Raw genomic sequence first — 13,969 nt, 5'->3', positions numbered from 1 at the left:
GCCGCGCCAACCTGCCGAGGCCAGCATGCACGCTGAAGAAGAACGCAACTCCGAACTCATCTACGGCCTGGACGACAAGCCGAAACCGCTGCTGGCGTTCTGCGCCGCGCTGCAGCATGTGCTGGCCAGCTTCGTCGGCATCATCACCCCGCCGCTGGTGATCGGTGGCGCGCTGGGGTTGGGGGCGCACCTGCCCTACCTGATCAGCATGGCGCTGATGGTGTCCGGCGTCGGCACCTTCCTCCAGGCGCGGCGCCCATTCGGCATCGGCGCGGGGATGATCTGCCTGCAAGGCACCAGCTTCGCCTTCCTCGGTGCGGTACTGTCGGCCGGCTTCCTGGTGAAGAGCCGCGGCGGCAGCCCGGAGGACATCCTGGCGATGATCTTCGGCGTGTGCTTCTTCGGCGCCTTCGTGCAGATCGTGCTCAGCCGCTTCATCGGTCACCTGCGCCGGGTCATCACCCCGCTGGTCACCGGCATCGTCATCACCCTGATCGGCGTCAGCCTGATCAAGGTCGGCATCACCGATATCGGCGGCGGCTTCAAGGCCCCGGACTTCGGCGCGCCGGGCAACCTGGCCCTGGGCGGCCTGGTGCTGGCGACCATCATTCTGCTGAACCGCTCGAGCAACCCCTGGGTGCGCCTGTCGTCCATCCTCATCGGCCTGGCCGTGGGCAGCGTGGCCGCCTTCTTCAGCGGCAAGCTGGTGCCCCAGGCGCTGCCCGACCTGCCCCTGGTGAGCGTGCCGCTGCCCTTCAGGTTCGGCTTCAGCTTCGACTGGACGGCCTTCATCCCGGTGGCGCTGATCTACCTCATCAGCACCATCGAGACCGTGGGCGACCTGACCGCCAACTGCATGATCTCGCGCAAGCCGTTCAAGGGCCCGGAATACGAGGCGCGGCTCAAGGGCGGCGTGCTCGGCGATGGCGTCAGCTGCATGCTGGCGGCCACCTTCAGCGCCTTCCCCAACACCACCTTCGCCCAGAACAACGGGGTGATTCAGCTCACCGGCGTCGCCAGCCGCCATGTCGGCCTGTACATCGGCGCCGTGCTGTTCGTGCTCGGCCTGTTCCCGCTGATCGGCGCGGTGCTGCAGCAGATTCCCAAGCCGGTGCTGGGCGGCGCCACCCTGGTGATGTTCGGCAGCGTGGCGGCGGCGGGCATCCGCATCCTCGCCCAGGCGCCGCTGGACCGCCGCAGCCTGCTGGTGATCGCCGGTTCCTTCGGCGTCGGCCTGGGCATCGCCGCGCAACCGACCCTGCTGCACCAGATGCCGCAGCTGGTGCAGAACCTGTTCGACTCGGCCATCACCTGCGGCGGCATCACCGCCATCGTCCTGAGCCTGGTGCTGCCGGAAGAGAAACGCGCCGCTCTGACGGACGGTGCCGCCGAACGCGCCTGAACCACGCCGCGCCAGGCCCAGGGCGGTGCCTGGCGCGGTGCACGGCACGAAAAAACCGACCCATCATGGTGCAGGCCCGACAAAACCTGTGGATAACCTGACCGCCGCAACAGTTTTGGCTTGTCGACCGCCCCGCGCTTGGGTTATCAGTGCATTCGCCCGCTTCCTGACCCCTCTGGATGACCTATGACTGTCCTGGTCCCCGCCCACAGCCCCAGCTCCACCGGCAAGCCTGCCGGCCGCATCCGCCAGAAGAACGAAGAAACCATCCTCGCCGCTGCCGAGGAGGAGTTCGCCAAGCACGGTTTCAAAGGCACCAGCATGAACACCATCGCCGTGCGTGCCGGGCTGCCCAAGGCCAACCTGCACTACTACTTCAGCAACAAGCTGGGGTTGTACGTGGCGGTGCTGAGCAACATCCTCGAACTGTGGGACAGCACCTTCAACACCCTGACCGTGGACGACGACCCCGCCGAGGCGCTGGCCCGCTACATCCGCGCCAAGCTGGAGTTCTCGCGGCGCTTCCCCCTGGCCTCGAAGATCTTCGCCATGGAAGTGATCAGCGGCGGCGCCTGCCTGGAGAAGTATTTCGATCAGGACTACCGCGACTGGTTCAAGGGCCGCGCGGGGGTGTTCGAAGCCTGGATCGCCGCCGGCAAGCTGGACCCGATCGACCCGACGCACCTGATCTTCCTGCTCTGGGGCAGCACCCAGCACTACGCCGACTTCGGCTCGCAGATCTGCCGCGTCAGCGGCCGCAAGCGCCTGACCAAGGACGACTTCGAAGTGGCCGCGCAGAGCCTCACCCACATCATCCTCAAGGGCTGCGGCCTGACCCCGCCGACACCCGCCAGCTGATGCCCTTCACCCTTGCCGCGCCCTGCGAATACCGCGAGGAAATCCGCAAAAGCCGCTTCATCGCCCTCGCCGCGCCGGTCACCAGCGCGGCCGAGGCGCAGGCCTTCATCGCCGGCGCCAGCGACCCCACCGCCTCGCACAACTGCTGGGCCTGGAAGGTGGGTAACCAATACCGTTTCAGCGACGACGGTGAACCCGGCGGCACCGCCGGGCGCCCCATGCTGGCAGCCATCGAGGGCCAGGACATGGACCAGGTCGCGGTAGTGGTGATCCGCTGGTACGGCGGCATCCAGCTCGGCACCGGCGGCCTCGCCCGCGCCTACGGAGGCAGCGCCGCCAAGTGCCTGCAAGGCGGCGAGCGCCTGCCATTGCTGCGCCTGTCGCGCTTCCGCTGCCACCTGGCCTTCGCCGAACTGGCGCTGTTCAAGGCACGCCTGGCCGACCTCCAGGCGCAGCTCGAAGGCGAGGACTACGACGCCGAAGGCGCCTGGCTGCAACTGGCCCTGCCGGAGGCCCAGCGGGAACCGCTGCAACGCCTGCTCGGCGACATCAGCCGTGGGCGCAGCCAGCTCGCCGCCATCGAGGACGACACGCCATGACCGGCAAGCTGCGCATCCACTCGCCGGCCATCCACTATTTCGACATGGTGCGCCGCTGCAACTCCATCCGCGAGGCGGCGCGCCGGCTCAACGTCGCCTCCTCGGCGGTGAACCGGCAGATCCTCAAGCTGGAGGACGAGATCGGCGCGCCGCTGTTCGACCGCCTGCCCGCCGGCCTGCGCCTGACCCCGGCCGGGGAGATCCTCACCCGCCACATCACCGTGGTGCTGCAGGACGTCGAGCGGGTGCGCTCGGAGCTGGATGCCATGCAGGGCCTGCGCACCGGCCACGTGGAGATCGCCACCGTCGAAGGGGTGACCATCGACCTGCTGCCCCGGGTGCTCAAGGCCATGCACGAGCGCTACCCACGGGTCACCATCGGCGTCACCGCCATGGGCTCCCAGGCCATCCCCGAGGCGGTGCTGAGTGGCGCCGCCGACCTCGGCCTGGCCTTCTTCCTGCCCCGCAGCGCCGAGCTGCAACAGCTCAGCGTCGGCCACTTCCGTCTCGGCGCCATCGTGCCGCGCGGGCATGCGCTGGCCTCGCTGCACGAGGTGAGCTTCGCCACCTGCGCCGAGCACGGGCTGATCCTGGCCAAGCAGGAACTGTCCATCCACCACCTGCTCGCCCCGCTGCAGAAACGCCTCAACCTGCCCGGCAAGCCGGCGCTGGAAAGCAGCTCGGTGGAGCTGGCCCGGCAACTGGTGAAACGCGGCATGGGCGTGGCCTTCCAGACCCGCATCGGCATCGAGGCCGACCTCGAGGCCGGCGACCTGGTGCACCTGCCGCTGACCGACAACGGTGGCATCTTCAACGACCTCGGCCTCTACGTGCGCAGCGGCCGCTACCTGCCCGTGGCGGTGGATGCGCTGGCACGCCAGCTGACCGAGGAAATCACCCTGCGTGAGCGCGAAGAGCGGCCACCACCCCGCAGTGCCCCCGGCAACCGGCCGTAGGCCGCATTCCCGTCTATCTTTTTCATGACTGTCCCTGTCGAGGCTCTGGACGGGGCGCCCGGCTGCAGCCCGCGCGCTAGAGCCATCGGCTTTTGCGGTTTGTACACAATCCCGCTAAAGCCCTGAAAATACTGACTTTTGAGTCAATCATGTGATGCCGAATCGGCATCGGGATGCTCTACATTCTGTTCTTTGGTGATCAATCCGGATGTGCTGATACTGCGCCCCTCGGTGCCCGAGCCCACGCATCGAGAACCCAGGAACAGGAGCCCATAACAATGAAAAAAGCACTGCAGGGAGCCACGGTCGCTCTCGCCCTCTTCTCGGCCGGCGAAGCGGCCGCACTGGAATGGATGAACAACAGCGTCGGCTTCCGCTACGGCCAGCAGTTCACCAACCCGAACAACCCGAACAAATTCGCCAAGCGCATCTACAGCTTCACCCACGCCAGCGGGTACCAGTACGGCAGCAACTTCTTCAACCTCGACGTCTTCCTCTCCGACAACCGCGACCCGCGCAAGGGCACCGACCACGGTGGCAGCGAGGTCTACGCGGTGTACCGCCACCAACTGTTCGCCTCGCGGGTGTTCGACCAGAAACAGGGCGACGGCCTGATCAAGGACTACGCCTTCACCGCCGGCTTCGACGTCAACCGCAACAACAACCGCGCCTCCTCCAACAAGCGCGCCATCGTGTTCGGCCCGACCCTCAAGTTCAACACCGTCGGCGTGCTTGACCTGAGCCTGCTCTACTACCGCGAGCGCAACCAGACCGGTATCCCCGGCGCGCGCCACGAGGAAATGACCTTCGACGGCACCTACAACCTCAACCTCACCTGGCTGCGCCCCTTCCAGGTCGGCGACCACGCCGCCAAGTTCCAGGGCTACATCAACCACGTGGGCGAGAAGGGCGAGGACTACAACAACAAGGACACCGCCGCCGAGACGCTGATGCGCACCTCGCTGATGGTCGCCGCGCGCCCGGGCAAGAACATCAAGCCCAACCTCTGGTTCGGCGTTGGCTACGAGTACTGGCACAACAAGTTCGGCGTCGACGGCGGCCGTGGCAGCCGCACCTCCACCCCGACCCTGAACATGGAATTCAGCTTCTGACCCGGCGCCCGGCGCCACCCGGTGCCGGGCCCTCCCCCGCAACACGATTGCCCCCTGCTCCCGGGCTGAATGAGGCACGGGACTTCGTAGGGTGGACCCCGCTTCACCGGTCCACCGTGCGGTGCTGCAAGTGCCCTCGGAATTCCCTCCGAACCCCATTCCCTCATTGCCCACTTTGGACCCTGCATCGTTGGGCCGCGCTGCGCTTGGCGCCAACCTACGGGAGCGTCCGGAATGCGCCTTGGAACCACCCACATAAAGCGTGGACAAGCCTGTGGATAACCTTTTGAGCAATCGCCCGGGGCGCCGCCGGCCGCCGCTTCGCCGGGGCTGCTCGTTTCGTGACCAGTGCGCGCGGGGCCCCGTGTCTACCGCGTAAGCACCTGAAGGGGCTAACTTTATTTTCACCTGCCAGAAACCCGGGCGCCGGGATACCGGCGCGGTGCACCGCCATTGTCCACACGGGCCGTGGACATTCCTGTGGATAACCTTGGGAACAACTTCTCCGCGCCAGTGGCCACGGGCGCTGCGGGGCGGTGGTCGAAATTCGTCCAATAGCCGCTGCGCCATCGGGAGCCACGGCGCCCCGAAAGCGTGCAGGAAAATGCCCCGGCAATGCCCATCGACGGCTGCATTTCCCCCGCATCGCCCAGCCACGCGAGCGCGTGCGGGCCTTCCTGACCCGGTGGCCAGCTTTTTGCTTTGTCTGGCCAGCTCTCTTTCCGGGAAAGACCACGATGAACAGCCCCACTCCCCCACCGCGCCTGGAGATGCTCGGCATCACCAAGCGCTACCCCGGCTGCCTGGCCAACGACCGCGTCGATCTGCGCATCGAGCCCGGCGAGATCCACGCCCTGCTAGGCGAGAACGGCGCCGGCAAGAGCACGCTGATGAAGATCATCTACGGCGTGGTACAGCCGGATGCCGGCGAGATCCGCTGGCAGGGCGAGGCGTTGCGCGTGCGCGACCCGGCCCAGGCCCGCGCCCTGGGCATCGGCATGGTGTTCCAGCACTTCTCCCTGTTCGAAACCCTGACCGTGGCCGAGAACATCGCCCTGGCCCTGGGCCGCGAGGCCGGCACACCCAAACAACTGGAGCCGCGCATCCGCGAGGTGTCCCAGCGCTACGGCATGGCTTTGGAGCCCGGGCGCCTGGTGCACGCGCTGTCCATCGGCGAGCGCCAGCGGGTGGAGATCGTCCGCTGCCTGATGCAGGACATCCGCCTGTTGATTCTCGACGAGCCCACCTCGGTGCTCACCCCGCAGGAGGCCGACGAGCTGTTCGTCACCCTGCGCCGCCTGGCTGCCGAGGGCTGCAGCATCCTCTTCATCAGCCACAAGCTGGGCGAAGTGCGCGCCCTCTGCCAGAGCGCCACGGTGCTGCGGGGCGGCCGCGTGTCCGGCCACTGCGTGCCGGCCGAATGCAGCGACCTGGAACTGGCACGGCTGATGGTGGGTGATGCCGAAGGCCTGGCCGCCAGTTACCCCAAGGCCAGCGGCGGCGCGCCCTTCCTCAGCCTGCAGGGGCTCGACTGGCATAACCCGGACCCGTTCGGCATGTCGCTGAAGCACCTCGGCCTCGATGTGCGCAGCGGCGAGATCGTCGGCATCGCCGGGGTCGCCGGCAATGGCCAGGACGAGCTGCTCGCCCTGCTCTCCGGCGAGCGCCGCCTGCCCGCCGCCCAGGCCGGTGCCATCCGCTTCGCCGGCCAGCCGGTGGGCCAGTTGCCGCCGGACGCCCGCCGCGCCCGCGGCCTGGCCTTCGTCCCCGCCGAGCGCCTGGGCCATGGCGCGGTGCCGGACATGAGCCTGACCGACAACGCCCTGCTCACCGGCTTCCAGCGCGGGCTGCTGAGCCGGGGCATGATCCGCCGCGGCCAGGTGCTGGCCTTCGCCAACGAGATCATCCAGCGCTTCGCGGTGAAGACCCCGGACGCCCACACCGCCGCCCGCAGCCTTTCCGGCGGCAACCTGCAGAAATTCATCCTCGGCCGCGAGATCCTCCAGCAACCGAAGCTGCTGGTGGCCGCCCACCCCACCTGGGGCGTGGACGTCGGTGCCGCCGCCGCCATCCACCGCGCGCTGATCGCCCTGCGCGATGCCGGCGCGGCGATCCTGGTGATCTCCGAAGACCTCGACGAGCTGTTCCAGATCAGCGACCGCATCGGCGCCCTGTGCAGCGGCGAGCTGTCGGCGCTCAAGCCCGTGGTCGCCACCAGCCCGCAGGAGGTCGGCCGCTGGATGGCCGGCCAGTTCGATTCGACCCAAGCCGCCTGAGCGCCCGGAGCCTTTCATGTTGCTATCCCTGGAACCCCGCACGCAGCAGTCGCGCGCGATGCTCCTGCTGTCCCCGGTGCTGGCCGGCCTGCTGACCCTGGCCTGTGGCTCGGGCTGTTCGTCGCCCTCGGCCATGACCCGCTGGAAACCCTGCACGCCCTGCTGGTGGCGCCCATCAGCGACCTCTACGGAATCTCCGAGCTGCTGGTGAAGGCGCTGCCCATCCTGCTCTGCGCACTGGGCCTGGCGGTGGCCTACCAGGCGCGCATCTGGAACATCGGCGCCGAAGGCCAGCTGCTGCTGGGCGCCCTGGCCGGCAGCGCCGTGGCGGTGCACATCATCGACTGGGAAAGCCGCTGGGCCCTGGCCCTGGTGCTGGCCGCCGGCATGCTCGCCGGTGCCGCCTGGGGTGGCCTGGCGGCCTGGTTGCGCACGCGCTTCAACGCCAACGAGATCCTCACCACCATCATGCTCAACTACGTGGCCCTGAACCTGCTGCTCTATGCGGTGCACGGCCCGCTGAAGGACCCGGCCGGCTTCAACTTCCCCGAGTCGGCCATGTTCGGCGATGCCTCGCGCCTGCCGCCGGTGCTCGAGGACCTGCGCCTGCACATCGGCCTGTACTTCGCCCTGTTCGCCCTGGTGGCGGTGTGGGTGCTGCTGCACAAGAGCTTCCTCGGCTTCCAGATCAAGGTACTGGGCCTGGACAAGCGCGCCGCCGGCTTCGTCGGCTTCCGCGAGAAGCGCCTGGTGTGGCTGGCGCTGTTGGTCAGCGGCGGCCTGGCGGGCCTGGCCGGCGTCGGCGAGGTCACCGGCCCCATCGGCCAGCTGGTGCCGCAGGTATCGCCGGGCTACGGCTACGCGGCCATCACCGTGGCCTTCCTCGGCCGCCTCAACCCCTTCGGCATCCTCGTTGCCGGGCTGCTGATGGCGCTGCTCTACCTGGGCGGCGAAAACGCGCAGATGGCCCTCAACCTGCCGCAATCCATCACCCAGCTGTTCCAGGGAATGATGCTGTTCTTCCTGCTCGCCTGTGATGTGTTGATTCTCTATCGGCCACGCTTGGCGTGGAGCTGGAAGCCGGAAGCCGGAAGCTTGAAGACGGTGCAACAGACATGAACGACGCTTTTTCTTCCAGCTTCGAGCTTCCGGCTTCCCGCTACAAAACCAGTGCTGTCCCTCCTGCTCACCTGCGACGTGCTGATTCTGTACAAGCCACGCTTCGCGTGGAGCTGGAAGCTGAAAGCCGGAAGCTTGAAAACGGTGCAATCGACATGAACGACGCTTTTTCTTCCAGCTTCCAGCTTCAAGCTTCTCGCTACAAAACTGGTGCTGTCCCTCCTGCTCACCTGCGACGTGCTGATTCTGTAACGGCCACGCTTGGCGTTGAGCTGGAAGCCGAGAGCCGGAAGCTTGAAGACGGTGCAGCCGATATGAACGACGCTTTTTCTTCCAGCTTCGAGCTTCCAGCTTCCCGCTACAAAACCGAGGTTTCCCCATGGATCTAGATCTGCTGACCAACATCCTCTACGCCATGGTCCGCTGCGGCACGCCGCTGCTGCTGGTCGCCCTGGGCGAGCTGGTGTGCGAGAAGAGCGGCGTGCTCAACCTCGGCCAGGAAGGGATGATGCTGTTCGGTGCGGTGGTGGGCTTCATCGCCGCCATCAGCACCGGCAACCTGTGGATTGGCGTGCTGCTGGCGATGGCCGCCGGCATGCTGCTGTCCGCCCTGTTCGCCCTGGTGGCCCTGGGCTGCAACGCCAACCAGGTGGCCACGGGCCTGGCGCTGACCATCTTCGGCATCGGCCTGTCGTCCTTCGTCGGTGCCGCCTGGGTGGGCAAGCCGCTGTCCGGTTTCGAGCCGGTGGCCATCCCGCTGCTCAGCGGCATTCCGCTGCTGGGCAAGATGCTGTTCAGCCAGGACCTGATGGTCTACCTGTCCTTCGCGCTGTTCGCGCTCATCGCCTGGGCGCTGCTCAAGAGCCGCATCGGCCTGGTGCTCCAGGCCGTGGGCGAGAACCCCGATGCGGCCAGCGCCATGGGCCTGCCGGTGCTGCGCGTGCGCACCCTGGCGGTGCTCTTCGGCGGAGCCATGGCGGGCATGGCCGGGGCCTACCTGTCCCTGGCGTACACGCCGATGTGGGCGGAGAACATGACCGCCGGGCGCGGCTGGATCGCCCTCGCCCTGGTGGTGTTCGCCAGCTGGCGGGTGTTCCGCGTGCTGCTCGGCGCCTACCTCTTCGGCCTGGCCAGCATCCTCCACCTGGTGGCCCAGGGCGTCGGCCTGGCCATCCCGGCCAACCTGCTGGCGATGCTGCCCTACGTGGCGACCATTCTGGTGCTGGTGCTGCTCTCCCGCGATGCCGTGCGCACCCGCCTGTTCGCCCCCGTGTCCCTGGGCCAGCCGTGGAAGGGTGGGCACTGACCTGACATCACTCCCGGGCTGAAGCCCGGGCTACAGGGTTGGGCCGTGCGAAGCGTAGCCCGGACTTCAGTCCGGGAAGCCCAGGCACACGCACTCAATAAACGGCTACTCTTGCCGGTCTTCACATGCAGAGGACCGCACATGAGCAGCACACAAACCGCATTGATCATCGGCGCCTCCCGGGGCATCGGCCTGGGCCTGGTCAAGCAACTGCAGACCGCCGGCTGGCAGGTCACCGCCACCGTGCGCAACCCTCAGGGCGCCGGCGACCTGGCCGCGCTGGAGGGCGTCGAGGTGAAAACCCTGGACCTGGACAGCGTCGCCGGCCTGGAGACCCTGGCCGGTGAGCTGGACGGCCGCGCCTTCGACCTCATCCTGGTCAACGCCGGGGTCTACGGCCCGGCGCACCAATCCGCGGTGCAGGCCACCGAGGCCGAGATCGCCCAGCTGTTCCTCACCAATGCCGTGGCGCCCATCCGCCTGGCCCAGCGCCTGCGCGACAACCTGCTGCCCGGCGGCACCCTGGCCTTCATGAGTTCGATACTGGGCAGCGTGGCCGGCAACGACGCCGGCGGCCTGGCGCTGTACCGCGCCAGCAAGGCCGCGCTGAACACCCTGACCCGCAGCCTGGTGGCCGAATGGGGCGACGCGTCACCCACGGTGCTGAGCCTGCACCCGGGCTGGGTGAAGACCGACATGGGCGGCGAGTCAGCCGAGATCGACGTCGCCACCAGCGTCCAGGGCCTGGTGCAGCAGATCGAAGCCTTCGCCGGTCGCGGTGGCCATCACTACATCGACTACCAGGGCCAGACCATTCCCTGGTGACGCACCAGCAGGCGGCGGGCAGCGCTCGCCGTGCACCATCCGCGCTCGCGGATGGTGCGCAACGCCTGCAGCGAGGGGCCTGGCACGGGGCTTTACGCGCGGCTTGTCTAGTTGGTCAATTTTTTGCAATCGCCTGGTCAGCCCACAGGGCACAGCAAAGAACAACAGACCAGGAGCCCCATCCCCCATGTTCGATTCCAAGAAGAACCTGCTGCGCACGCTCGTCGCCGCCATCGGTTTCAGTGCCACCCTCGGCGCTTCCGCCGCCGACCCGCTGAAGGTCGGCTTCGTCTATGTCGGCCCCATCGGCGACCACGGCTGGACCTACCAGCACGAGGAAGGCCGCAAGGCGCTGGTGGCCAAGCTGGGCGACAAGGTCGAGACCAGCTTCGTCGAGAACGTCGCCGAGGGCGCCGATGCCGAGCGGGTCATCCGCAACATGGCCAAGGGCGGCTACGACCTGATCTTCACCACCTCCTTCGGCTACATGAACCCCACCGCCAAGGTGGCCAAGCAGTTCCCCAAAGTCACCTTCGAGCACGCCACCGGCTACAAGCAGGACAAGAACCTCGGCACCTACCTGTCGCGCTCCTACGAGGGCCGCTACGTCGGCGGCTACCTGGCGGCGAAGATGACCAAGAGCCACAAGATCGGCTACATCGCCTCCTTCCCCATCCCCGAGGTGATCCGCGACATCAACGCCATCCAGCTGGCGCTGAACAAGTACGACCCGCAGGCCGAGATCAAGGTGGTCTGGGTCAACTCCTGGTTCGACCCGGGCAAGGAAGCCGACGCCGCCAACGCGCTGATCGACCAGGGCGTGGACGTGGTCTTCCAGCACACCGACAGCCCGGCGCCGATCCAGGCCGCCGAGCGCCGTGGCGTGTACTCCGTGGGCTACGCCTCGGACATGGCCCACTTCGGCCCGAAGGCCGTGCTCACCTCCATCGTCAACAACTGGGGGCCGCACTACATCCAGGCTGCCGAAGGCGTGATGGCCGGCACCTGGAAATCCCAGGACTACTGGGGCGGCCTGGCCGAGGACACCATCCAGCTGCCCATCAGCGACCTGGTGCCGGTCGACGTGAAGGCCGAGGCGGAGAAAATCATCGCCAGCATCAAGAGCGGCGAGTTCCACCCCTTCACCGGCCCGATCAAGGACCAGAGCGGCGCCATCAAGCTGGCCGACGGCGTGACCGCCACCAACGCCGACCTGGCCGGCATGAACTACTACGTCGAAGGCATCAAGGCGGAACTGCCGAAGTAAGCGCAGCCCCTCTCCCCAGCCCGGGGAGAGGGTGTTCTCCCAAAGGATCCAAGGATCACCGATGAACCAGCTCCCCATCATCGACATCGCCGCGCTCTACGGTGATGACCACCAGGCCTGGCAGCAGGTCGCGGCGCGCATCGACGTCGCCTGCCGCGACTGGGGCTTCTTCTACATCACCGGCCACGGCATCGCCCCCGCGCGCATCGAGGCACTGCTGGCGGCGGCCAAGGCCTTCTTCGCCCAGCCCGAGGCGGAGAAGCTGAAGATCGACATCACCCGCACGGCGCACCATCGCGGCTACGGCGCCATCGCCACCGAGCAGCTCGACCCGAGCAAGCCGAGCGACCTGAAGGAGACCTTCGACATGGGTTTCCACATGGACGCGAACCACCCCGAGGTGCTGGCCGGCAAGCCCCTGCGCGGCCCCAACCGCCACCCCGAACAGGCCGGCTGGGCGCCGCTGATGGAGCAGCACTACGCCGACATGCAGGCCCTGGCGCAGACCCTGCTGCGGGCCATCGCCCAGGCCCTGGGCATCGACCGCGACTTCTTCGACCAGCGCTTCGCCGAGCCCATCAGCGTGTTCCGCATGATCCACTACCCGCCGCGCCATACCGCCAGCTCCGCCGAGCAACAGGGCGCCGGCGCGCACACCGACTACGGCTGCGTCACCCTGCTCTACCAGGACGACGCCGGCGGCCTGCAGGTGCAGGACGTGCGCGGCCAGTGGATCGACGCGCCGCCGATCGCCGGCAGCTTCGTGGTCAACATCGGCGACATGATGGCGCGCTGGAGCAACGACCGGTACAAGTCCACCCCGCACCGGGTCATCAGCCCCCTGGGTGTGCACCGCTACTCCATGCCCTTCTTCGCCGAACCGCACCCGGATACGGAAATCAGCTGCCTGCCCAACTGCTCCAGCGCCGACAACCCGCCGAAATACCCGCCGGTGAGCAGCGCCGAGTACCTGCTCTCGCGCTTCGCCGACACCTACGCCTACCGCCGCGAAGAAACCGCCTGAGCGCCTGGGCGAGTGCCGTTCGCCAGGGGCCGCCGGGTGGCTCCTGGGGCAACACCGTTCGGGCGGCTGTTCGGCGAAATCCTGTCCGGGAAGTTAAACTTGCAGGCGACCTTGCCTGATAACGAGAAACCACCATGTACGACTGGCTCAATGCCTTGCCCAAAGCCGAACTGCACCTGCACCTGGAAGGTTCGCTCGAACCCGAGTTGCTGTTCGCCTTGGCCGAACGCAACAAGGTCACCCTGCCCTGGCACGACGTCGAAACCCTGCGCCGCGCCTACGACTTCGGCAACCTGCAGGAATTCCTCGACCTCTACTACGCCGGCGCCGATGTGCTGCGTACCGAGCAGGACTTCTACGACCTGACCTGGGCCTACCTGCAACGCTGCAAGGCGCAGAACGTCATCCACACTGAACCCTTCTTCGACCCGCAGACCCACACCGATCGCGGCATCCCCTTCGAAGTGGCGCTCAACGGCATCCGCCATGCCCTGGACGACGGCCGCAAGCAGCTCGGCATCAGCAGCGGGCTGATCCTCAGCTTCCTCCGCCACCTCTCCGAAGACGAGGCGCAGAAAACCCTCGACCAGGCGCTGCCCTTCCGCGACGCCTTCGTCGCCGTGGGCCTGGACAGCTCCGAGATGGGTCACCCGCCGAGCAAGTTCCAGCGCGTGTTCGACCGTGCCCGTGGCGAAGGCTTCCTCACCGTCGCCCATGCCGGCGAGGAAGGCCCGCCGGAATACATCTGGGAGGCCCTCGACCTGCTGAAGATCGAGCGCATCGACCACGGCGTGCGCGCCATCGAGGACGAGCGCCTGATGCAACGCATCATCGACGAGCAGATCCCCCTCACCGTCTGCCCGCTGTCCAACACCAAGCTCTGCGTGTTCGACCACATGAGCCAGCACAACATCCTCGACATGCTCGAGCGCGGTGTGAAGGTGACGGTGAACTCCGATGACCCGGCCTACTTCGGCGGCTACGTCACCGAAAACTTCTACGCCCTGCACGAACACCTGGGCATGAGCCAGGATCAAGCCCAGCGCCTGGCGCAGAACAGCCTGGATGCACGGCTGGTGAAGTAAAGGTAAAGGGCCGCGATGCGGCCCTTTTTGCGGGTGGACATGGGCCGGCTTCGCCATGGAGCAGGCGCCTATCCGCTAGCAACGCGAAATCCATGTCGTCGGCCCAACATCGCTGGGGCTCACCTCTCTCTCCATAGACA

12 protein-coding genes and 1 pseudogene are annotated in these 13,969 nt (G+C 67.2%); all 13 read left to right on the top strand.

Annotation, left to right across the window (positions count from 1 at the left end):
• The first annotated feature begins 25 nt into the window (after positions 1-25).
• The 13 genes and pseudogenes from PSm6_RS14155 (at position 26) to PSm6_RS14095 (ending at position 13,829) form a co-directional block, all read left to right on the top strand.
• Entirely contained in the window at positions 26-1,402 is a 1,377-nt protein-coding gene (locus PSm6_RS14155) for a uracil-xanthine permease family protein (RefSeq protein ID WP_265170410.1), read from the top strand.
• Positions 1,403-1,588: 186 nt separating this feature from the next.
• Positions 1,589-2,260 (top strand): TetR/AcrR family transcriptional regulator, encoded by a 672-nt coding sequence (locus PSm6_RS14150; protein WP_021216784.1) that lies wholly within the window; start codon positions 1,589-1,591, stop codon positions 2,258-2,260.
• Positions 2,260-2,859, top strand: a complete 600-nt coding sequence (locus PSm6_RS14145) for an IMPACT family protein (protein WP_265170409.1) — start codon at positions 2,260-2,262, stop codon at positions 2,857-2,859. Before PSm6_RS14150 ends, PSm6_RS14145 begins: the two co-directional genes overlap by 1 nt.
• The gene (locus tag PSm6_RS14140; protein ID WP_265170408.1) at positions 2,856-3,815 is read left to right on the top strand and encodes a LysR family transcriptional regulator; all 960 of its coding nucleotides are present in this window, start codon (positions 2,856-2,858) and stop codon (positions 3,813-3,815) included. The genes PSm6_RS14145 and PSm6_RS14140 overlap by 4 nt, the downstream gene beginning before the upstream one ends.
• 278 nt (positions 3,816-4,093) lie before the next feature.
• Complete coding sequence (locus tag PSm6_RS14135) at positions 4,094-4,927, top strand: hypothetical protein (protein WP_043243755.1); 834 nt, start codon at positions 4,094-4,096, stop codon at positions 4,925-4,927.
• Positions 4,928-5,664: 737 nt separating this feature from the next.
• The gene (locus PSm6_RS14130; protein WP_265170407.1) at positions 5,665-7,203 is read left to right on the top strand and encodes an ABC transporter ATP-binding protein; all 1,539 of its coding nucleotides are present in this window, start codon (positions 5,665-5,667) and stop codon (positions 7,201-7,203) included.
• Positions 7,204-7,219: 16 nt separating this feature from the next.
• Positions 7,220-8,322 (top strand): annotated as a pseudogene (locus PSm6_RS14125) (ABC transporter permease).
• Positions 8,319-8,711, top strand: coding sequence for a hypothetical protein (locus PSm6_RS14120; protein WP_148304386.1), 393 nt, complete (start codon positions 8,319-8,321; stop codon positions 8,709-8,711). The pseudogene PSm6_RS14125 and the gene PSm6_RS14120 overlap by 4 nt, the downstream one beginning before the upstream one ends.
• Positions 8,702-9,628 (top strand): ABC transporter permease, encoded by a 927-nt coding sequence (locus PSm6_RS14115; RefSeq protein ID WP_043247085.1) that lies wholly within the window; start codon positions 8,702-8,704, stop codon positions 9,626-9,628. Before PSm6_RS14120 ends, PSm6_RS14115 begins: the two co-directional genes overlap by 10 nt.
• A gap of 141 nt (positions 9,629-9,769) precedes the next feature.
• Positions 9,770-10,453 (top strand): SDR family oxidoreductase, encoded by a 684-nt coding sequence (locus PSm6_RS14110; protein ID WP_043247087.1) that lies wholly within the window; start codon positions 9,770-9,772, stop codon positions 10,451-10,453.
• Between the two features lie 187 nt (positions 10,454-10,640).
• On the top strand, positions 10,641-11,720 hold the full coding sequence (locus PSm6_RS14105) for a BMP family ABC transporter substrate-binding protein (RefSeq protein WP_043247089.1): 1,080 nt from the start codon (positions 10,641-10,643) through the stop codon (positions 11,718-11,720).
• Between the two features lie 61 nt (positions 11,721-11,781).
• Entirely contained in the window at positions 11,782-12,744 is a 963-nt protein-coding gene (locus PSm6_RS14100) for a 2-oxoglutarate and iron-dependent oxygenase domain-containing protein (RefSeq protein ID WP_265170406.1), read from the top strand.
• Between the two features lie 134 nt (positions 12,745-12,878).
• Positions 12,879-13,829 carry an adenosine deaminase gene (locus PSm6_RS14095; protein WP_021216794.1) on the top strand — a complete coding sequence of 317 codons (951 nt, stop codon included), beginning with the start codon at positions 12,879-12,881 and terminating at the stop codon, positions 13,827-13,829.
• Positions 13,830-13,969: the final 140 nt, after the last annotated feature.

Source organism: Pseudomonas solani, assembly GCF_026072635.1.
Classification (GTDB): domain Bacteria; phylum Pseudomonadota; class Gammaproteobacteria; order Pseudomonadales; family Pseudomonadaceae; genus Metapseudomonas; species Metapseudomonas solani.
The sequence above is the reverse complement of the archived record's forward strand: the minus strand, read 5'-3'. Positions and strand labels throughout refer to the sequence as shown.

What these genes read in the sequence shown, in the direction of transcription:
- PSm6_RS14155 (WP_265170410.1), top strand. Translation starts at nt 26, where the DNA reads ATGCACGCTGAAGAAGAACGCAACTCCGAACTCATCTACGGCCTGGAC.
- PSm6_RS14150 (WP_021216784.1), top strand. Translation starts at nt 1,589, where the DNA reads ATGACTGTCCTGGTCCCCGCCCACAGCCCCAGCTCCACCGGCAAGCCT.
- PSm6_RS14145 (WP_265170409.1), top strand. Translation starts at nt 2,260, where the DNA reads ATGCCCTTCACCCTTGCCGCGCCCTGCGAATACCGCGAGGAAATCCGC.
- PSm6_RS14140 (WP_265170408.1), top strand. Translation starts at nt 2,856, where the DNA reads ATGACCGGCAAGCTGCGCATCCACTCGCCGGCCATCCACTATTTCGAC.
- PSm6_RS14135 (WP_043243755.1), top strand. Translation starts at nt 4,094, where the DNA reads ATGAAAAAAGCACTGCAGGGAGCCACGGTCGCTCTCGCCCTCTTCTCG.
- PSm6_RS14130 (WP_265170407.1), top strand. Translation starts at nt 5,665, where the DNA reads ATGAACAGCCCCACTCCCCCACCGCGCCTGGAGATGCTCGGCATCACC.
- PSm6_RS14120 (WP_148304386.1), top strand. Translation starts at nt 8,319, where the DNA reads ATGAACGACGCTTTTTCTTCCAGCTTCGAGCTTCCGGCTTCCCGCTAC.
- PSm6_RS14115 (WP_043247085.1), top strand. Translation starts at nt 8,702, where the DNA reads ATGGATCTAGATCTGCTGACCAACATCCTCTACGCCATGGTCCGCTGC.
- PSm6_RS14110 (WP_043247087.1), top strand. Translation starts at nt 9,770, where the DNA reads ATGAGCAGCACACAAACCGCATTGATCATCGGCGCCTCCCGGGGCATC.
- PSm6_RS14105 (WP_043247089.1), top strand. Translation starts at nt 10,641, where the DNA reads ATGTTCGATTCCAAGAAGAACCTGCTGCGCACGCTCGTCGCCGCCATC.
- PSm6_RS14100 (WP_265170406.1), top strand. Translation starts at nt 11,782, where the DNA reads ATGAACCAGCTCCCCATCATCGACATCGCCGCGCTCTACGGTGATGAC.
- PSm6_RS14095 (WP_021216794.1), top strand. Translation starts at nt 12,879, where the DNA reads ATGTACGACTGGCTCAATGCCTTGCCCAAAGCCGAACTGCACCTGCAC.